At 58.5% G+C, this 18,691-nt stretch carries 21 protein-coding genes; 12 read left to right on the top strand and 9 right to left on the bottom strand.

What is annotated here, in order from left to right; translation table 11 throughout:
* The first annotated feature begins 25 nt into the window (after nucleotides 1–25).
* Nucleotides 26–1,228 carry a phosphoglycerate kinase gene (locus FB593_RS20205; protein WP_003511413.1) on the top strand — a complete coding sequence of 401 codons (1,203 nt, stop codon included), beginning with the start codon at nucleotides 26–28 and terminating at the stop codon, nucleotides 1,226–1,228.
* 190 nt (nucleotides 1,229–1,418) lie between these two features.
* Nucleotides 1,419–2,444, top strand: coding sequence for a class I fructose-bisphosphate aldolase (locus FB593_RS20200; protein WP_003511414.1), 1,026 nt, complete (start codon nucleotides 1,419–1,421; stop codon nucleotides 2,442–2,444).
* A gap of 56 nt (nucleotides 2,445–2,500) precedes the next feature.
* On the opposite strand, the gene FB593_RS27580 is transcribed toward FB593_RS20200, so the two are convergent.
* Complete coding sequence (locus tag FB593_RS27580) at nucleotides 2,501–2,656, bottom strand: hypothetical protein (RefSeq protein ID WP_013761835.1); 156 nt, start codon at nucleotides 2,654–2,656, stop codon at nucleotides 2,501–2,503.
* Nucleotides 2,657–2,792: 136 nt separating this feature from the next.
* Between FB593_RS27580 and FB593_RS20195 the strand changes: the two genes are divergently transcribed.
* The 3 genes from FB593_RS20195 to FB593_RS20185 all read left to right on the top strand — a co-directional run bounded on the left by FB593_RS20195 (nucleotide 2,793) and on the right by FB593_RS20185 (nucleotide 5,191).
* Nucleotides 2,793–4,082, top strand: coding sequence for an MFS transporter (locus FB593_RS20195; RefSeq protein ID WP_003511417.1), 1,290 nt, complete (start codon nucleotides 2,793–2,795; stop codon nucleotides 4,080–4,082).
* Nucleotides 4,079–4,270, top strand: a complete 192-nt coding sequence (locus FB593_RS20190; RefSeq protein WP_003511418.1) for a DUF1192 domain-containing protein — start codon at nucleotides 4,079–4,081, stop codon at nucleotides 4,268–4,270. Before FB593_RS20195 ends, FB593_RS20190 begins: the two co-directional genes overlap by 4 nt.
* 405 nt (nucleotides 4,271–4,675) lie before the next feature.
* Entirely contained in the window at nucleotides 4,676–5,191 is a 516-nt protein-coding gene (locus tag FB593_RS20185) for a DUF1465 family protein (protein WP_003511419.1), read from the top strand.
* A gap of 151 nt (nucleotides 5,192–5,342) precedes the next feature.
* Here FB593_RS20185 and rpmE read toward each other — a convergent pair whose 3' ends face one another.
* Nucleotides 5,343–5,564: a 50S ribosomal protein L31 gene (rpmE, locus tag FB593_RS20180; RefSeq protein ID WP_003506183.1), complete on the bottom strand. Its 222-nt coding sequence runs from the start codon at nucleotides 5,562–5,564 to the stop codon at nucleotides 5,343–5,345.
* A gap of 261 nt (nucleotides 5,565–5,825) precedes the next feature.
* Here rpmE and FB593_RS20175 point away from each other — a divergent pair, with 261 nt between their 5' ends.
* Nucleotides 5,826–7,625, top strand: coding sequence for an ABC transporter transmembrane domain-containing protein (locus tag FB593_RS20175; protein ID WP_065704434.1), 1,800 nt, complete (start codon nucleotides 5,826–5,828; stop codon nucleotides 7,623–7,625).
* Nucleotides 7,626–7,636: 11 nt separating this feature from the next.
* On the opposite strand, the gene FB593_RS20170 is transcribed toward FB593_RS20175, so the two are convergent.
* The 6 genes from FB593_RS20170 to FB593_RS20145 all read right to left on the bottom strand — a co-directional run bounded on the left by FB593_RS20170 (nucleotide 7,637) and on the right by FB593_RS20145 (nucleotide 14,354).
* On the bottom strand, nucleotides 7,637–9,283 hold the full coding sequence (locus FB593_RS20170) for an FAD-binding dehydrogenase (RefSeq protein WP_065704436.1): 1,647 nt from the start codon (nucleotides 9,281–9,283) through the stop codon (nucleotides 7,637–7,639).
* 89 nt (nucleotides 9,284–9,372) lie between these two features.
* Nucleotides 9,373–10,404, bottom strand: coding sequence for a peptidoglycan -binding protein (locus FB593_RS20165; RefSeq protein WP_035199659.1), 1,032 nt, complete (start codon nucleotides 10,402–10,404; stop codon nucleotides 9,373–9,375).
* 2 nt (nucleotides 10,405–10,406) lie between these two features.
* The gene (locus FB593_RS20160; protein ID WP_035199661.1) at nucleotides 10,407–11,426 is read right to left on the bottom strand and encodes a hypothetical protein; all 1,020 of its coding nucleotides are present in this window, start codon (nucleotides 11,424–11,426) and stop codon (nucleotides 10,407–10,409) included.
* A 200-nt stretch (nucleotides 11,427–11,626) separates the two neighbouring features.
* Nucleotides 11,627–12,427 (bottom strand): inositol monophosphatase family protein, encoded by an 801-nt coding sequence (locus FB593_RS20155; RefSeq protein ID WP_003511424.1) that lies wholly within the window; start codon nucleotides 12,425–12,427, stop codon nucleotides 11,627–11,629.
* A 164-nt stretch (nucleotides 12,428–12,591) separates the two neighbouring features.
* Entirely contained in the window at nucleotides 12,592–13,692 is a 1,101-nt protein-coding gene (locus FB593_RS20150) for a tetratricopeptide repeat protein (RefSeq protein ID WP_019564913.1), read from the bottom strand.
* 8 nt (nucleotides 13,693–13,700) lie between these two features.
* Nucleotides 13,701–14,354: a thiamine phosphate synthase gene (locus FB593_RS20145; RefSeq protein WP_003511427.1), complete on the bottom strand. Its 654-nt coding sequence runs from the start codon at nucleotides 14,352–14,354 to the stop codon at nucleotides 13,701–13,703.
* Between the two features lie 103 nt (nucleotides 14,355–14,457).
* Between FB593_RS20145 and FB593_RS20140 the strand changes: the two genes are divergently transcribed.
* Nucleotides 14,458–15,222 (top strand): sulfite exporter TauE/SafE family protein, encoded by a 765-nt coding sequence (locus FB593_RS20140; protein WP_003511429.1) that lies wholly within the window; start codon nucleotides 14,458–14,460, stop codon nucleotides 15,220–15,222.
* Nucleotides 15,223–15,322: 100 nt separating this feature from the next.
* Here FB593_RS20140 and FB593_RS20135 read toward each other — a convergent pair whose 3' ends face one another.
* Nucleotides 15,323–15,499: a YdcH family protein gene (locus FB593_RS20135; protein ID WP_003511430.1), complete on the bottom strand. Its 177-nt coding sequence runs from the start codon at nucleotides 15,497–15,499 to the stop codon at nucleotides 15,323–15,325.
* A 236-nt stretch (nucleotides 15,500–15,735) separates the two neighbouring features.
* On the opposite strand from FB593_RS20135, the gene FB593_RS20130 reads away from it, so the two are divergent.
* The 5 genes from FB593_RS20130 to FB593_RS20110 all read left to right on the top strand — a co-directional run bounded on the left by FB593_RS20130 (nucleotide 15,736) and on the right by FB593_RS20110 (nucleotide 18,647).
* A complete protein-coding gene (locus FB593_RS20130) occupies nucleotides 15,736–15,939 on the top strand; it encodes a YdcH family protein (protein WP_003511431.1) in 204 nt (67 codons plus the stop codon).
* 154 nt (nucleotides 15,940–16,093) lie between these two features.
* On the top strand, nucleotides 16,094–16,561 hold the full coding sequence (purE, locus tag FB593_RS20125) for a 5-(carboxyamino)imidazole ribonucleotide mutase (protein ID WP_034501985.1): 468 nt from the start codon (nucleotides 16,094–16,096) through the stop codon (nucleotides 16,559–16,561).
* An 11-nt stretch (nucleotides 16,562–16,572) separates the two neighbouring features.
* Entirely contained in the window at nucleotides 16,573–17,661 is a 1,089-nt protein-coding gene (locus tag FB593_RS20120) for a 5-(carboxyamino)imidazole ribonucleotide synthase (protein WP_035199671.1), read from the top strand.
* Nucleotides 17,662–17,800: 139 nt separating this feature from the next.
* Nucleotides 17,801–17,926 carry a type B 50S ribosomal protein L36 gene (gene ykgO, locus FB593_RS20115; protein ID WP_003497670.1) on the top strand — a complete coding sequence of 42 codons (126 nt, stop codon included), beginning with the start codon at nucleotides 17,801–17,803 and terminating at the stop codon, nucleotides 17,924–17,926.
* 100 nt (nucleotides 17,927–18,026) lie between these two features.
* A complete protein-coding gene (locus FB593_RS20110) occupies nucleotides 18,027–18,647 on the top strand; it encodes a tetratricopeptide repeat protein (RefSeq protein WP_003511434.1) in 621 nt (206 codons plus the stop codon).
* The last annotated feature ends 44 nt before the right edge of the window (nucleotides 18,648–18,691 follow it).

Here is an 18,691-nt window from a genome sequence, read left to right as displayed (position 1 = left end):
CTCGCAACGAAATCAGGATCGACCTATGCCCGCCTTCAAGACCATCGATGACCTTAACGATATTGCCGGAAAGCGCGTCCTTGTCCGTGTTGATCTCAACGTGCCGGTTGCGGATGGCAAAGTGACGGACAGCACCCGTATCGAGCGGGTTGCACCGACCATTCTGGAGCTTTCCGAAAAAGGCGCAAAAGTCATTCTGCTCGCCCATTTCGGTCGCCCCAAGGGTGAACCTGTCGCCGACATGTCGCTCTCCCAGATCGTGCCTGCGGTCGAGGAAGTGCTGGATCACGCCGTTTTCTTCGCATCCGATTGCATCGGTGCGCCGGCAGCCGACGCAGTCGCGAAAATGAATGATGGCGATATCCTGCTTCTGGAAAACACCCGCTTTCACAAAGGCGAAGAGAAGAATGACACCGCCTTCGTCGAGGCTCTGGCAGCCAATGGCGATATCTATGTGAACGACGCCTTCTCTGCCGCGCACCGTGCGCACGCCTCCACCGAGGGCTTGGCGCGTCATCTGCCCGCCTATGCCGGTCGCACCATGCAGGCCGAGCTTGAGGCGCTGGAAAAAGGCCTTGGCCAGCCTGTTCGCCCGGTCGTCGCCATTGTCGGCGGCGCCAAGGTTTCCAGCAAGATCGATCTCCTGATGAACCTCGTCAAGAAGGTCGATGCCCTCGTCATCGGCGGCGGCATGGCCAATACCTTCCTTGCCGCGCGTGGCGCACAAGTCGGTAAGTCCCTCTGCGAGCACGACCTTGCCGAAACCGCAAAACAGATCATGATCGAGGCGGCGACATCCGGCTGTGCGATCGTACTGCCGGAAGACGGCGTGGTTGCCCGCGAATTCAAGGCCGGTGCGGCAAATGAAATCGTCGATATCAACGCCATTCCCGCTGACGCCATGGTTCTCGATGTCGGCCCAAAATCGGTCGAAAGCATCAAAGCCTGGATTTCGCGCGCGGAAACGCTGGTCTGGAACGGCCCGCTTGGCGCCTTCGAAATCGAGCCCTTCGATGCGGCAACCGTTGCTGCCGCAAAACATGCCGCCGAATGCACGAAGGCCGGCAAGCTCGTCTCCGTCGCCGGTGGCGGCGATACGGTCGCGGCACTCAACCATGCCGGAGTCTCGGACGATTTCACCTATATCTCGACGGCAGGCGGCGCCTTCCTAGAATGGATGGAAGGCAAGGAATTGCCGGGCGTTGCCATCCTGACCGCCGCCAAGTAGACTTCCCACACTTGCCTGACACGAGGCCGGACAAGCGATGCTTGGCCGGCCTTGTTTTTTGGTAAGTGCGCATGGGAGGAAAGTTTCAAACGATTGAAATGATTTCAATCGTTTCAATGAGTTAGCATGCCATTTCCCTGCCCTGGAACTTCTGTTATCGGGAATTTATTGTGCCTTGGGAGAATAGCAAATGACCGAACGTCTCGAAGACATCGCAATCAAAATGGTTGCAGACGGCAAGGGCCTGCTCGCCGCCGACGAATCCACAGGAACGATCAAGAAGCGTTTCGACAGCATCAACCTGGAATCAACCGAGACCGCCCGCCGCGATTATCGCGAAATGCTGTTCCGCTCCGACGACGCCATGAAGAAGTGCATCTCCGGCGTCATCCTTTACGAAGAAACCTTGTTCCAGAAGGCCGCCGACGGTACGCCATTCGTGGACATCATCAAGGCCGCCGGCAGCCTGCCGGGCATCAAGGTGGATATCGGCGCCAAGCCGATGGCTTTCCACCCGGGTGAATTCATAACCGAAGGCCTTGACGGCCTGTATGAGCGCCTGCGCAAGTACCATGAAGCCGGCGCGCGTTTCGCCAAGTGGCGCGGCGTCATCACCATCGGTGATCAGCGTCCGAGCTGGGGTTCGATCAAGGCAAACTCCCAGTCGCTCGCTCGTTACGCTGCCCTCTGCCAGCAGGCAGACATCGTGCCGATCGTGGAACCGGAAGTGCTGATGGACGGCGAACCCGGTACGCACGATATCGATCGCTGTGCGGAAGTCACGCAATGGGTTCTCCAGACCGTGTTCGCGGATTTGTTCGACGCCCGCGTCAACCTTGAAGGCATGATCCTCAAGCCGAACATGATCATCGACGGCAAGAATGCCCGCAAGGCTTCCGTTGATGAAGTGGCGGAAAAGACCGTGAAGGTTCTGAAGGCGACCGTGCCTTCTGCCGTTCCCGGCATCGCTTTCCTTTCCGGCGGCCAGTCCTCCGAAGAGGCGACGGCACATCTCTCCGCCATGAATGCCGGTTACGACCTGCCCTGGTCGCTGACCTATTCGTACGGCCGCGCCCTTCAGGACACCGCACTCAAGGCGTGGGGCGGTAAGCAGGAAAATGTCGCGGCCGGCCAGCGTGCTTTCACACACCGCGCGATGATGAACACCCTGGCTGCCAAGGGCAACTGGAAGCAGGAACTCGAAAAGGCTGCCTGAGGCATAGCCCCAGGCATTTATAAAAAATTGAAGCCGCCCCTTGGGCGGCTTTTTCTTTATGGGCGCAAAAGCAGCGTCGCCGACCAGATGACGAAGGCGGCAACCGCTATCTTCCAGCAATCGCCTCTTTTCTTGAGGCCGGGCAGGCCCAAGGGGCGGATGATCTGCACAATCATCGCCAGCAGTAAAAAAAGGCCGATCGCCTTTGTCATTTATTGAGCCTTTTCTTTATTTCTGCATCGTCACAGGCTGGACATTTTTACCGTTCACCAGAAGAGTGCAACTCATTCGGGTAACCCCCGTCTTATGGCCTGCCGACCATACGTTCGAACGCATGAGAGTGTCTTCATGAGCAGAAATCTTCTACCCGTATTCGCTCTTTTATCCAGCACTCTGTTTCTTTTTCTCGGTAACGGCCTTCAGGGTCTCGTGCTACCCATGCGCGGTTCGGCGGAAGGCTATTCCAATGAAATTCTGGGCTTTCTCGGCACCTCCTGGGCGGCAGGCTTCGTCATTGGGTGTTTTGTGGCGCCCGCCATCGTGCGACGTGCGGGGCATGTGCGGGCATTTGCCTCCTTCGTGGCGCTTGTCTGCCTGACCGTGCTGATGACCGGCCTCGTTATCGATGATGTCTGGTGGATTACGCTCCGCGCGCTTACAGGGTTCTGCACCGCCGGCACTTCCATGATCATCGAGAGCTGGCTGAACGAGCGCGCGACCAATGAGAGCCGCGGCATGATCTTTTCGCTCTATATCGCCATAACGCTGCTTGGCGTCGTGGCTGGGCAGATGATCGTGCCGATGGGCGATATCAGCAATAGCTCGCTGTTCATGATCTGCGGCATCATCTATTGCATCGCCATTCTGCCGGCCACGCTTTCTAAGGCTGCCAGTCCCCAGCCCTTGCAAAAGGTGAAGCTGGACTTACCCGCCCTCTATCGGAATTCGCCGGTCTCCTTCGTCGGTATCCTGATGATCGGCATCGCCAATGGTGCTTACGGTACGCTTGGCGCCGTTTTCGGCGCGCGGGCGGGCCTTGATCCGACCATGATCGCCATCATGGTTTCAGTCACGATTTTCGTCGGCGCGCTCGCCCAGTTTCCAGCAGGCCGCCTTTCGGACCGGATTGACCGCCGTTATGTGCTTGCCGGACTGGCGGGGCTTGGCGCGGTTGCGGGCTTGGCCGTGGCGGCCGTGCAGCCGCATGATGTCTATGTCCTCATTCCGATGATCGCCATTTACGGCGCCGCCGCCAACGCGCTTTATCCCATCGCCGTGGCGCATGCCAACGACTTTGCGGCATCGGAAGACTTCGTCAAGGTTTCCGGTGGACTGCTACTGCTTTATGGCATCGGCACCATCATCGGCCCGACGCTCGGCGGCGCGGTCATGACCTATTCCGGCCCCTATGCGCTGTTCCTGGTGACAGCCGTCGCCCATGTGCTGATCACGGCCTATGCCATCATCAGAAGCCGTCAGCGCGCCACGCTTTCGAACGCCGAAAAGGACAATTTCTCGACGATGATGCCGACAACGCCCTCACCGCTCGTGACACCGGAAAGCATTGCGCTTGACCCGCGCGCGCCGCAATATCCCGAGGACGATGGCGACCATGTTGAAAAAGGAGCAGGCATATGAGCCTCTTGGACGATGACCGTCCGCAAAAACCGGTAGCGCATGAGATCGGCAGCGATCTCAGCCTTCTTTCGGTGGACGAGCTGAGCAACCGCATCGACATTCTTCAAACCGAAATCACCCGACTTGAAGAGGAGAGGAAAAGGAAGTCTGCCGGCCGGCTTGCGGCGGAGAACCTCTTCCGGTCCTGACAGGCGGCCTTCAGCAAAACCTCCGGCCAAGTCTTAACTCGATAAGCTGCTGCCGGAAAGGCATACGAGATTAACGATTCTGATGCAGTCTTTCGTTTACCATTAACCAAAAATTAAGCTTTCTGAGAGATTACTATACATGTCCAGTTCTTCTGGGCCTCAGGCATCTTCTCCATACGGCGAATTGGTCTGATTTTTCTCCCTGTTTTACCTTGAGAGCCGCTTTCGCGGCTCTTTTTTTACCGATCACCGGATTTCGTAAAACTGTGGGTATTAACCCTTCTTTAATAATTGCCTTGCGCATTTCAGGTAAAGATACCATCCTGAAAACACTAAAGGCCGGAACAAAATATTACCGGTCGTCGTTGCCTGACAGTGTGGTGCGTGAGCAGGGATTCAAAGAAAATGTCGGAACAGGTTTTAAATACCATTAGCTTTGCGGGTCGCGCGGCTGCTTCCAACCAGTTCAAGACCCTCTATACCGAAGGCATGACCTTGGTTGAGGAAACGGCGAGCTATCTTGATGGAGCCGGTCGTACCGCTTCAAAGGTTCTGCCGCGCATGGCGTCTGTCCTTTACGCGGCAGAATCGATGCGCCTCACCACCCGCCTGATGCAGATGGCGTCCTGGCTGCTTCTGCAGCGCGCCGTCAACAATGGCGAGATGACACGCGATCAGGTTCTCAGCGAAAAAAGCAAGGTGCGGCTCGACAGCTTCAACGTCGATCGCAACGCTCCGGGCTGGAACGACCTGCCTGAGTCCTTCCGTGACCTCATCGAGCGGTCGCTCCGCCTCCAGAACCGCGTTGCCCTTCTCGACCGTGAAATTTACCGCCCGTCCGAAGCCACCAAGGTACCTGACAACGAAAACAGCGTGCAGGCGCAGCTTAACCTTCTGCGCACGGCTTTCTCGATCAACTGAGAAAAGACGACCTTATCCGGACAATTTGAAAAGCAGGCTCATGGGCCTGCTTTTTTGTTTTGGCCTACAATGGGCTCGTTTCACCGGATCGACAGACAACAAAAAAGCCCGGTAAAACCGGGCTTTTTTAAATGATCCGTCCACAAGTGGATTAGAGGCCGAGGCCGCCGAAACGCTTGTTGAACTTGGAAACGCGACCGCCGCGGTCCATAAGCTGCTGGTTGCCGCCCGTCCATGCCGGATGGGACTTGGGGTCGATTTCAAGGTTCATGACTGCGCCTTCCGAACCCCAGGTCGAGCGGGTTTCGTATTCGGTGCCATCGGTCATGACGACCTTGATCGTGTGATAAGCGGGATGGATATCAGCCTTCATGACAATCTTCCTGGTTAAGTGACGTGCGGTCCATTTGCCGCAATTGCGTCAACTGAGCCATTTCAATAAATGAAGCCATAGTCCTGATGGGCTATGGCTTCCCAATTCGATGCGGAGCCTATACATGAAGGTCGCCCAGATAACAAGAGCCTGCTATCCCCTTGTGAAAGGAGATGGCCGCAGGGACTAGAATTTTACCGCGCGCCGGAAATTCACCCGCAAAAGGCCGAAAAACGGCACGGAACGAGGAGTGTAGCGGACGTGGCAGACATTGAAGAGCAGAAAGCGGCTAAACAGAGAAACCTGAAGCCGCTGCTTGGCCTGTTTCCCTATCTCAGGCGGTATCGCGGCCTGATGGCGGCGGCCCTGTTTGCGCTTGTGCTTTCTTCCGCCACGACGCTTGCCTTGCCGCTTGCCGTTCGCCGCATCATCGATCACGGTTTCCAGACGCCGGACGGTGGCATGATCAACAGCTACTTCGCTGTGCTTCTGGCCATTGCCGTCCTTCTCGCTCTCGCCAGCGCCATGCGCTATTATTATGTCATGACCATCGGCGAAAGGGTCGTTGCCGATCTGCGCCGGGATGTCTTTGCTCATCTCACCACGCTGTCGCAGCAGTTTTTCGATGCCAACCGCTCGGGAGAGCTGACCTCGCGGTTGACCGCGGATACCGTACAGATTCGCTCGGCGTTCGGTTCCTCAGCTTCCGTTGCGCTGCGTAACATCATCATGTGTTGCGGCGCGGTGGCGATGATGATCTATACCAGCCCCGGCCTTTCCGGCCTCGCGCTCCTGGCCATCCCGTTCATCGTTTTTCCTTTGATTGCTTTTGGGCGCTCGGTTCGTGCCCGCTCCCGCAATACGCAGGACACATTGGCCAATTCCGCCGCCTATGCCTCGGAAACGATCGGGGCGAGCCGCACCGTGCAGTCCTTTAACGCCGAGGCGCTTGCAAATGCCCGCTACGGCGCCTCCGTAGAAGCGGCCTATCAGGGTGCGCGGGCGGCGATAGGCGCCCGCTCCATCCTCACCGCCGTCGCCATCGCGCTCGTTTTCGGCAGCGTCGTCGGCATTCTCTGGTATGGCGCGCAAAGCGTTTTGTCCGGCGGCATGACAGCGGGTACGCTTGGCCAGTTCGTGCTTTATTCGGTCATCGCGGCAAGCGGCCTGGGCCAGCTCTCCGAAGTCTGGGGTGAACTGGCGCAGGCGGGCGGCGCGGCTGAACGGCTTTCCGAACTGCTGAACGAGCGCTCGCCCGTTGCCGAGCCGTCAGCACCCGTTTCGATGGTTCAGCCGCCGCGCGGCGAAGCGACATTCGAGAATGTCGGTTTCATTTATCCACTCGCAACCGGTGGCCCGATCATCTCCGGCCTCTCCTTCAAGGTCAATGCCGGCGAAACCGTCGCCATCGTCGGCCCTTCCGGGGCGGGAAAAAGCACGGTCTTTTCGCTGCTGATGCGATTCTACGATCCGCAGGAGGGCCGCATCACCATCGATGGCGTCGATATCCGCGATGTTAGCCTTGCCGATCTGCGCGCGCGACTGTCCATTGTTCCACAGGATGTGGCGATCTTTGCCTCCTCCATCCACGATAACATCGCATTCGGTCGTCCGGCTGCGACACGCGAAGAAGTGCGCACGGCCGCTATCGCCGCTCAGGCAGACAGCTTCATCGCCCGGCTGAACGATGGTTATGACACGCAGGTGGGCGAGCGCGGCGTAACGCTTTCCGGCGGTCAACGCCAGCGCATCGCCATTGCCCGCGCCATCCTGCGTAACGCCCCTATCCTGCTTCTTGACGAAGCGACCTCCGCACTGGATGCCGAAAGCGAAACGCTGGTGCAAAAGGCGCTCGATGAGCTGATGAACACCCGCACCACCATCGTCATTGCCCATCGCCTCGCCACTGTGCTGAAGGCTGACCGCATTCTGGTGATGGATGAGGGCCGTATCATCGAGGAAGGCACGCACCAGAGCCTTATCCGCCAGAACGGCCTTTATGCGAGACTTGCCCGGCTGCAATTCCAGACAGGGCCGGACGAACTGCGCGCTCAAGCGTGAGCCGTGTGGGCTTAAGCCATCACGCTACCCCCCGCGACACGGCCCGAAAACAGGCAACCGCCGAGGAATGTGCCCTCCAGCGCATTATATCCGTGCATGCCGCCTCCGCCGAAGCCTGCCACCTCTCCGGCAGCATAAAGGCCCGGAACAGGGTTGCCGGCCGCGTCCAGCACCCTCGCCTCTAGGTCCGTATGCAAACCGCCAAGCGTCTTGCGAGTCAACACATGCAGGCGCACCGCAATCAGCGGCCCTTTTGTCGGGTCTAGCAACCGATGGGGTTTTGCAGTGCGCATCAACCGATCACCAAGATAACGCCGCGCTCCGTGGATCGCCGTAACCTGCGCATCCTTGCTGAAACCGTTTTCGATCTCCCGGTCTCGTGCCTCTATTTGATAGCGGATGTGGTCAATATTCAGCCGATTGTCCCCGTTTATGGTATTCATCGCCGCCACGAGTTCTTCCAGCGTATCACGGACGGCGAAATCCTCGCCGCGTTCCATGAAAGCCTGCACCGGCCCCGGCGGCTCCTTGCCCAACCGTTTAAGCAGTAGCCGCACATCCTTGCCCGTCAGATCCGGATTTTGCTCCGAACCAGAAAGCGCAAATTCCTTCTTGATGATTGCCTTGGTCAGAATGAACCAGCTGTGACCGCTGCCGCGTTCGCCCAGCATCTTAAGCGTGCCGAGTGTATCGAAGCCCGGCATCGCGGGTGCTCCGAGCCGGTTTCCATCCGCATCGCACCAGAAAGACGAGGGGCCGGGCAAAATACGAATGCCATGGTCCGGCCAGATCGGATCGTGATTTTTCACGCCCTCGGTATAATGCCACATACGGTCGCGATTGATGACCGTTCCGCCCGCTGCTTCCGTAATAGCGATCATACGGCCATCCACATGCGCAGGCACGCCACAGACCATGGTCGCGGGGGGCTTTCCCAGCCGCTCCAACGGCCAGTTGCGCCGCACCAGTTCCTGATTGCCGCCGATGCCACCGGAACTGACGATGACCGCCGAGGCCGAAAGGACAAAATCACCCTGCTCTTCCCGGCTGCTTGGTTGCCCGCGCAACACCGGATCCCTGGCAAGAACAACACCGGAAATGCCCGTCACCCTGCCGTCGGTGATATCCAGATGATCGACGCGGTGGCGGAACCGAAAGGTGAGCCGACCGCTTGCCGTCATGATCTTTGCCTTTTCAACGAAAGGCGCCAGCACACCGGGGCCAGTGCCCCAGGTGACATGGAAACGCGGAACGGAATTGCCGTGGCCATGAGCAAGGGCACCGCCACGCTCGGCCCAGCCGACCACGGGAAACCAGCGCATGCCCAGCCGATGCAGCCATTCACGTTTCTCGCCTGCGGCGAAATTGAGATAAGCCTCCGCCCAGCGGCGCGGCCAATGATCTTCCAAGCGATCAAAACCGGCGGAGCCGAACCAGTCCTGCCTTGCAAGATCGAGATTGTCGCGCACCCGCATTCGGCGCTGTTCGGGACTATCAACAAAAAAAAGACCACCCAGCGACCAGAAGGCCTGCCCGCCAAGGTTCTGCTCCCCCTCCTGATCCACAAGGCAAACACTGAAACCGCGCTCAACAGCCTCTGTCGCTGCGACCAGACCGGCAAGCCCCGCGCCGACAACGATCACATCATATCGCTCCATCAGCTCCTCCCAGATGCGACAGAATTACGTTTACGCGAACGTAAATTCACTTGCAGCTCAAGGCAACCGCTATGATACGGCTTAAGGTGTCAGCGCTCGGTGAGCTTCAGTTCGATACGGCGGTTCTGCTGGCGTGCTTCCGGCGTGTCGCCTTCGGCAATCGGCTGATATTCACCGAAACCGGCAGCGACCAGCCGGTTGGCCGAAACACCCTTGGAGATCAGGAACTTCACCACGGAGGTTGCGCGTGCCGAGGAAAGTTCCCAATTGTCACGGAAGCGGCCGGACCCGGAAAGCTGGACATTGTCCGTGTGGCCATCCACGCGCAGAACCCAGTTGATCTCGGTGGGGATTTCCTTGGCAAGATCGATCAGCGCGGCCGCCAGCTTCTCCATCTCCGCCTGCCCTTGCGGATTGAGGTCGTTGCCACCGGATGGAAAGAGCACTTCGGACTGGAAGACAAAGCGGTCGCCGACGATGCGAATGTTTTCGCGATCCGAGAGGATTTCACGCAGACGCCCAAAAAAATCAGAACGATAGCGGTTGAGTTCTTGAACCCGCTGCGCCAGCGCAACATTGAGACGGCGGCCGAGATCGGCGATCTTGACTTGTGATGAGGTATCCTTGGCTTCCGACGCCTGCAGGGCGGCTTCCACCGATGCGATCTGCGCCCTGAGCGCCGCAATCTGCTGGTTGAGCAATTCGATCTGTGCGGAGGCGCGGGAATTGGCCTGTCTTTGGTCATCCAGCTCGCCGGTCAGGCTGCCAATCCGGGCATTGGCGCTTGCATTGTTGCCCGATCCCGCATCGAGAAGCGACTGCAGGCGTGAGCGCTCGCTTTCAGATGCGGCAAGGGTTGATTGCAGGCTCGCCAGCGCGTCCTCGATATCCTGCTTGCTGCCCTTTTCCATGGCCAGAAGTTCGGTCAATTCGGCAATCTGGCTGTTGAGGCGGGTCAACACCTCGTCCTTGCCACTAATTTCCCGCGACAGAACAAATTGCGCCAGCACGAAGACCGTCAGCAGGAACATGATGGCCATGAGCAGCGTCGACAGCGCATCGACGAAACCCGGCCAATAATCCACACCCCTGTCGCGGCGGCGGTTGCGCGCAAGCGCCATGGCTACTCGCTCCCGTTATCGTGCCGGGTGCGTCCGGAGGATTTTGTCTCGCCGTCGATACGTGTCGACAACCGGTCGAGCGTGCGGCGAAGCGATTTCGATTCCTCCTGCTGCGCCTCGATCCAGTCACGCAACATCTGCTGCTCGCTGCGCATGTTCTTGACCAGACCTTGAATGCCTTCAGCAAGACTCGTCATGGCGGCGAGCGAGCGCTCAGTGCTGACCATTGCGCCGGGTTCAGCGTTGAATTCCTTTGGCCCATCCGCCGACGTATCCGTCACCGACGACAGCCAGTTTTCGAGCTGGGTGTAAAAACGGTTCTGGGCACGGCCGGCCTGAAGATCGAGGAAACCGAGGATCAGCGAGCCTGAAAGGCCGAGGAGCGACGAGGAAAACGCCGTTCCCATGCCAGAAAGCGGCGCGGTGAGACCGGACTTGAGCGAGCTTAGAATATCGTTGCTGGTGCCGGCGCTGGGATCGAGCGACTGAATGACATTGCTGATGGCGCCGATGGTGCCGATCAGACCCCAGAAGGTGCCGAGCAGGCCGAGAAACACCAGAAGGCCGACAAGATAACGTGAAGTATCGCGCGATTCATCAAGGCGTGTCGCGATGGAATCGAGAATTGTCCGCTGCGTAACTGCAGAAAGCCGGACTTCGCCACGCTTGCCGATCAACGTGCTCATGGGGGCCAGCAGTTTTGGAGCGCGGCCGACTTTCTCGGCGCTGCCGGCGGCCCGGAATGCGTTAAACCAGCGGACTTCCGAACGCAGGCTCATGGTCTGGGTGAATACCAGAATGATGCCGATGACGAGAACGCCGAGAATGAAGCCGTTCAAGCCCGGATTCGTCATGAAGGCCGTGTGCGCCTGCCGGTAAAGAATGGCCGCCAGAAAGCCGACGAGGATCAGAAACAGAACCATCGTCCACAGAAACGGTGTGGGGCTGGACAGCTTGTGGCTGTATTGCCGTGTGGTCACCGGCTTCTCCACGCCGAGATCGAGCAACTCCGAATCCGCCATAACGTTCGCATTCCCTTCGGTCACGTATCAACCGGACGCTATTTGAAAATTGCGACGATTTGAAGCGAAAAGCCTGTCTTTCGTCACAGGCATTTCACGAAAGCCGGCTTGACCGAAGACCGAAAAAACAAAAACGCCCGGCGATAGTTCGCCGGGCGCCTAAAACCTGGATTAAACGGCAGGTTTTCTGCCGAAATCGATCAACGACCCGGAATCGGACGGTTGGCAACTTCCACAAGTGCCTTGTGGATATATTCGTTTCCGGCAGCAACACTGCCGCTGCCGAAGATATCCGCGCCGCCCTTGGCGTCGGAGGTGAACCCGCCAGCTTCGCGAATCAGCACCAGACCGGCCGCCATATCCCACGGCGAAAGCTCTGCTTCCCAGAAACCGTCGAGGCGACCTGCTGCAACATAGGCAAGGTCGAGTGCTGCAGCACCCATGCGGCGGATGCCGGCTGCTTCACCCATGACATGGCGAAGTTCGACAAGGAATTTGCCGTGATTGCCGCGACCGAGATGCGGCACACCGCAGCCGATGACGCAATCCGTCAAGGCCTTCCGCGCGGCAACGCGGATACGACGATCGTTAAGGAACGCGCCGCCGCCACGCTCGGCGGTGTAGAGTTCGTCGGTCGCGGGATTGAAAATCACGCCGGCTACGACTTCTCCGTTACGCTCGAGCGCGATGGAAACGGCGAAATGCGGAATGCCGTGCAGGAAGTTGGTCGTGCCATCCAGCGGGTCGACGATCCAGCGATGCGCACCATCACTGCCCTTTTCCTCGCCGCCTTCCTCACCCAGAAAATCGTAGGTGGGGCGGGCTTTCATCAGCTCGTCGCGCACGATCTTTTCAGCCTTGAGGTCCGCCTGCGATACGAAATCGCTCGGTCCCTTGACCGAAACCTGAAGGTTCTGCACTTCACCGAAGTCACGCGACAAAGACTTACCCGCCTTGAGGGCGGCCTGAACCATCACATTGAGAAGGGCTGAACGTGCCATCGAATTTGTTTCCTGGAAAGCTTGCGAACCACCCGCAAGCTAGCCGGGCAGGAACGTCATTATTTTCTTGAATTGAAAGTTTGCGGTTCAAGACCACAAAACGCGCGGAAATTCAAGGCAAAAAGCCTGCACATGCACGCTGGCGCCGAACAACCGGCCTTGCATCACATCGGACGGAAACGATTTGCCGCCTCGATAGCCTTTTTCTGCTGCTCGTCGGTGATCCCGAGATAAAAATCCTCGAGAGACGGATCCTTCAGCCCGGCGCGGCGGGAAAGCACGTACCATTTGGCCGCCTCCACCGGATCGGGCCGTGTGCCGAGCGCCTGAATGTAAAGATGCGCCACCTTGTTCTGCGCCACGACATTGCCGCGCTGCGCAGCACCGTAAAGCCAGCGGAAGCCTTCATCCAGATTTCGCTCGCCGCCAAAACCGTTGACCAGCCAGATGCCGAGATCGACCTGCGCGGTATCGTAGCCTGCCTTTGCGGCCCGCGTCAGCCAATCGCGCGCCTTGGCCTTCTTTTCGGCCGGCACATCCTTGACCGAGTGGTAGATCTGCGACACCGCATATTGCGCGTCGGCAATGCCCTGCTCGGCGGACTTTTCATAATACGGCATGGCCATCAGCAATCCCTTTACGCCGGGATTTTCCGAAACCAGTATCTGCCCCCAGTTGAACTGAGCCGAAGCATTGCCGGCTTCCGCCGCACGGTGCATGTAATCGTCGGCCTTCGCCTTGTCGCGGGTAACGAACTTGCCCTCCATCAAAATGAGGGCGAATTTGAACATCGCGACGGGATCGCCACCCTGTGCCGCCTGCTGGTACCAGAAGGCCGCGGTCTTTTCGTCGCGGGCGATGCCGAGACCACGCGACATCATTTCCGCCACCAGCGTCTGGGCGGCCGCATCGCCGTTCTGCGCACGGTTGAGCGCCTTGTCGAGCGCCTGGACATATTCGCCGCGCTGGAAATGCCCATAGGCCTCATCCACCCGGCCCTTGAACTCCTTTTCAGGCGGCAAGGCCGGCAGGTCCGCGCCCATGCGCTGATAGACGTTGACGCCCTGCGACGGTTGCAAGTCCTTCTGCTCTTCGGACTGCACCCTGCCCTGACGGGAAGGCTGCGCCTCATCCTCCAACTGGCGGGAAAGCGCGTTGCTTTCGCTTTGCGGTCCGGATTGGGCAAAAGCAACGCCCGCCGGCGCGCCTAAAGACAGCGCCAGCAGCGAAATAGAAAGGCAGACGTGAACCGAGCGCATCAACATCGCCTGTATCAACCGTCAAACCGTGGCGCTTTTTCGTCAAGCAACGCGTTGATTTCAGAAACGGCCTGGGCAGCACCCGAGGCATTGTCAAAAACGCCGCTGCGCATCGCCACGAATTCCACGCCGGCTTCGGCCACGGCAACCACCGACGAGATATCGGTGCCGCCCATGACGATGGATGGAATCTCGATCATCGATGCCCACCATTCGCCGAGTGCCAGATTTTTGGGATGCGCTTCCGGCTTGATGTCGCCTTCGAGCTTTCCAAAAAACACGTAGTCCGGATTGGACTCACCCATCTCCAGAGCCTTATGCCGATCATCGGCATTGCCACCGCCAACGATCAGCTTCGGCGCGAAATTTTCCACGGCCTCCGCAAGCGCCTCGGCATTGCCCGCCACATGCAGGCCATCCGCCTTCACCCGGCTCGCAACGCGGCTGTCGCCCGCGATAAGGGCAGCGGCACCAGCCTCCTGCACCATCGGCACGATCAATTCGGCGCGTTTCTGGAAAGTGGCGTCATCCAGATCATATTGCGGAATGATGACCGAAGCCACATCGCCGCCTCGCAGTGCTTCTTGCAATTCTGTCGCCTGCTTTTGCGCGTCGTCCAATTGCGGGACGATCAGAACAAGGCGGCAACGGTTATCAACTTTGGTCATCGGTTCGTCCATTTCAGGCAGAAGACACTTTCGGCGTTATCTGCACTCGTTTTGATATGATAAATCCGATAGACCGGACCGGCGAAAGGATCAACCTTCATCCATGCTGACCGATTTTCATTTTTTCCTCGTCGCCATCCCCGCAGTCGTGCTTGTCGGCCTTTCCAAGGGCGGGTTGGGCGGTGCGCTGGCACTGATGGGCGTGCCGCTGATGGCGCTTGCCATCCCGCCCGTGCAGGCGGCGGCAATCTTCTTGCCGATCCTGATCGTGATGGATCTTGTGGCGCTATGGGCCTGGCGGCACCACAACCACCGGCAAACGCTCCTCATCATGCTTCCGGGCGCGATTGCCGGCATTACTCTCGGCTGGGCGACCTCAAGCCTCATCTCGGCAGACGCCATGCGCCTCGTCGTCGCCTCGGTGACGATCCTGTTCGTACTGCGTTATTTCCAGGAGAGCTTCAAAAGCCGCAAAGGGCAGGAGATTCCGGCCAGACCGCAGCGTCCGGTGGCTGCAACACTCTGGTCCAGCCTGTCCGGTTATGCGAGTTTCGTGGCCCATGCGGGTGGCCCACCCTTCCAGATCTATGTTCTGCCGCTGAAGCTCGATCCCAAGACCTATACCGGCATGAGCGTGCGTTTCTTCGCGATCATGAATGCAATCAAGCTCATTCCCTATTTCGCGCTCGGCGCGCTTGATGCCACCAACCTCAAGACATCGGCCAGCCTGTTGCCGGTGGCAATGCTGGCGACGCTTGCCGGCGCAAGGGTGGTGAAATATCTGAAACCATCAGTGTTCTACCCGCTGATGTATACCATGGCGCTGATCGCGGCGCTGAAACTGCTGTGGGACGGGCTGCCTTTCTAGACCCAAGGCGGCCACTAAAAAGCCCTGGCAGCACGCACGTACCGCCAGGGCCGAAAAAGAATCCGTCAGTCCTTCATCGAAGGCTGGGGAATGGCATCAATCAATGCCTTGTGGAGGCGCGAAGCCTCTGTAGTTCATCCTTCAGGCGCAGTTTACGGCGTTTGAGATCGGCGATCTCTCTATCGTCAGAGGACGGGGAAGCAAGAATACTTTCGAGCTCCTCCTCCAGAGCACCGTGTTTCTTTTCGAGCGATGCAATATGAGCCTGAATGGTCATGCGGCACGTCCTTCCATTTTTAAGCCTACCTCCAGCTCTCCATCGCTGGAGTTTCAGGTTTGCGACGACAATGTGACATGGATCGTTGGTCTTGTCGAAGGCGAAATGAAGGCAATAAGTGGGCAATTTGGTCGCAAGGGATAACTTCCCGTTACCGCGATTTGATGATAGAGGCTCGAGAACCGATGACATACGCGCCGGAGGCTCTCCGGCTGGCATAAAATGGGGATGACAAGATGCCCGATCAGGACCAGGCGGACATCAGGCTTACGCTGGCGCGGCTGCGCCAGGAGCATGAGGATTATGACGCTGCGATCAACGCGATGATCCAGACCAACTGCGATGCGCTGAGAATACAACGCATGAAAAAGAAAAAGCTGGCCGTCAAGGACAAGATGACCCAGATCGAAGATCAGGTCATTCCCGATATCATTGCCTAGAGTGGCTTCCGTGCTTCCTGCCGGATGCACGAGAGACGCTCTAATCTATTGAATTTACGCATCGTGCCTTGCAGAAATCAAAATCGATTTTTGCGCCTATGCTGTAAGCCGGAGAAGCGAAGTGACAGCAGAGACACCCCCCGTCGCCATCATCATGGGCAGCCAGTCCGACTGGGAGACCATGAAGAATGCCGCCGATACGCTGGATGCGCTGGACGTGGAATACGAAGCCCGCATCATTTCCGCCCACCGCACGCCTGATCGCCTTTATGATTTTGCCAATGGCGCGAAAGACGAAGGCTTCAAGGTCATCATCGCGGGTGCCGGCGGCGCCGCCCATCTGCCGGGCATGACCGCCGCCATGACCCCGCTGCCGGTTTTCGGCGTCCCGGTACAATCCAAGACGATGTCCGGGCAGGACAGCCTCTATTCCATCGTCCAGATGCCCGCTGGCATTCCCGTCGGAACGCTTGCCATCGGCAAGGCCGGCGCTATCAATGCCGCACTTCTGGCAGCTGCGGTTCTGGCGCTGGGCGACGAGGACCTGGCAGACCGGCTCGATGCATGGCGCGCGCGCCAGTCAGCGGCCGTTGCCGAATATCCCATGGACAGCGCCCAGTGACAGCCTCTAACATGACGATGAATACGAACAATCTCACCATCGGCATCATCGGCGGCGGGCAGCTTGGCCGCATGCTGGCAATGGCCGCCGCACGCCTCAACCACCGCACCATCGTTCTCGAACCGCAAGCCGATTGTCCGGCGGCGCAGGTCTGCAACAGCCAGATCGTCGCGGAATACGGTGACGAGACGGCGCTTGCGGAACTCGCTCGCCTTTGCGATGTCGTGACCTACGAATTCGAGAACGTACCCGTCACCGCAGCCGAGACGCTGAGCGCTTCTGTTCCCGTTTATCCCCCGCCGCAGGCTCTCAGCGCCTCGCAGGATAGGCTGACGGAGAAACGCTTCCTCAACGGTTGCGGCATTCCGACCGCCGATTTCCGCGCCGTGGATAATCAGGAAGAACTGGAGGCGGCATTGGCCGCTTTTGGTGGCAAGGGTGTGCTGAAAACCCGCCGCATGGGCTATGACGGCAAGGGCCAGAGGCTTTTCAAGGGTGGTGAGGACATCGCAGGCGCCTTCGCAACACTCGGTGGCGTGCCGCTCATCCTCGAAAGCTTCGTCGCTTTCGAGCGGGAAATCTCGATCATTGCCGCCCGTTTCAGGGATGGCACCGTTACCTGCTACGATCCGGCCGAAAACATTCATCTGAACGGCATTCTGCATACATCCACGGTGCCGGCAGCACTCTCCGATGCGGCGAAGGCGGTTGCCGTGCAATCGGCGGAAAAGCTTCTGGCTGCGCTCGACTATGTCGGCGTGATCGGCATCGAGTTTTTCGTCCTGACCGATGGTTCGCTCGTTGCCAATGAAATGGCGCCGCGCGTGCACAATACCGGCCACTGGACGGAAGCGGCCTGCGTGGTCTCGCAATTCGAACAGCATATACGAGCCGTCTCCGGTCTTGTCCCCGGCAGCACGGCCCGCCATTCGGATTGCGTCATGACGAACCTCATCGGCGATGACATCAACGATGTGCCAGCATGGCTTTCGAAAAAAGACTGTCTCGTGCATCTTTACGGCAAGACACAAGCACGGCCTGGCCGCAAGATGGGCCATGTGACCGAGCTTTTGCACACAGGAAAAGCCTCAGTCTTTTAAGGCAAAGACGTCTGGAAGTGTTGACAGGCAGGGGTCAAACGGGTATTTGCCTGCCAACCGAAAAGAGCGCGCCCCGTTGCGCGCTTTTGATTGTTTGAATAAGCACGGTAAAAGCCGTGCAAAACTGCGGACCAGTAAAATGAAAATCAAGAATTCGCTTAAAGCGCTTAAGGCCCGTCATCGCGATAACCGCCTGGTTCGCCGCAAGGGCCGCGTCTACATCATCAACAAGCAGAACCCGCGCTTCAAGGCTCGTCAGGGCTGATTGAGTGCCACTGCGGTTCGCGATCACATCGCGGATCACTTTGTTGACAGTGCAGAACTTTGCATTTGATATTGGGCGCAGTCGGGTTAAGCTTTAACCCATGCGCCCAAATCGTTTTTGCACGGCTATCATCGTCGCTCAGGGTTTCCTGCTTTCGGGCCTCCTGCTTTCAGGAATGGCGTCCCTTGGTCATGCGGCAGATGGTCAGCCTCCCGCAGCCCTGGAGGCTGCGCCTTCACCTGCAAAGACAGTTGACAGTCTTTTCGCATCGCTGAAAAAAGAGCGGAATGCGGTCAAGGCGCGCAGCATTGCCAACCAGATCGCTTCCGAATGGAACGATTCCGGCAGCGCGACAATCAATCTCCTGATGCAATGGGCAGGCGAAGCCGCAGACGAGAAGCGCAACGCCGCCGCTTACGATTTTCTCGACCAGGCTATTTTACTCGATCCGGACTACGTGCAGGCGCCCTATCGCCGCGCCATGGTGCATTTTGCGGATGGCGACACCCGAAAGGCGATGGCGGATATCAATCTGACGCTGGAGAAGGAGCCGCGCTATTTTCCGGCATTGGCGAGCCTTGCAAACATCCTCGAAGCCTCAGGCCGTGACGATCTGGCGCTGAAAGCCTGGGAACGCTATCTCGCGCTCTATCCCGCGGACAAGGACGCCCGCAAAGAGGCCGCTGACCTTTCTGAAAAGCTGGCTGGCACTCGCAGCTGAATATCGCAGACGATCCAAACAAAAATCGCCGCAAAAGCGGCGAT

This window comes from Rhizobium sp. SJZ105 (genome assembly GCF_007828365.1).
Lineage (GTDB): Bacteria > Pseudomonadota > Alphaproteobacteria > Rhizobiales > Rhizobiaceae > Agrobacterium > Agrobacterium tumefaciens.
The sequence above is the reverse complement of the archived record's forward strand: the minus strand, read 5'-3'. Positions and strand labels throughout refer to the sequence as shown.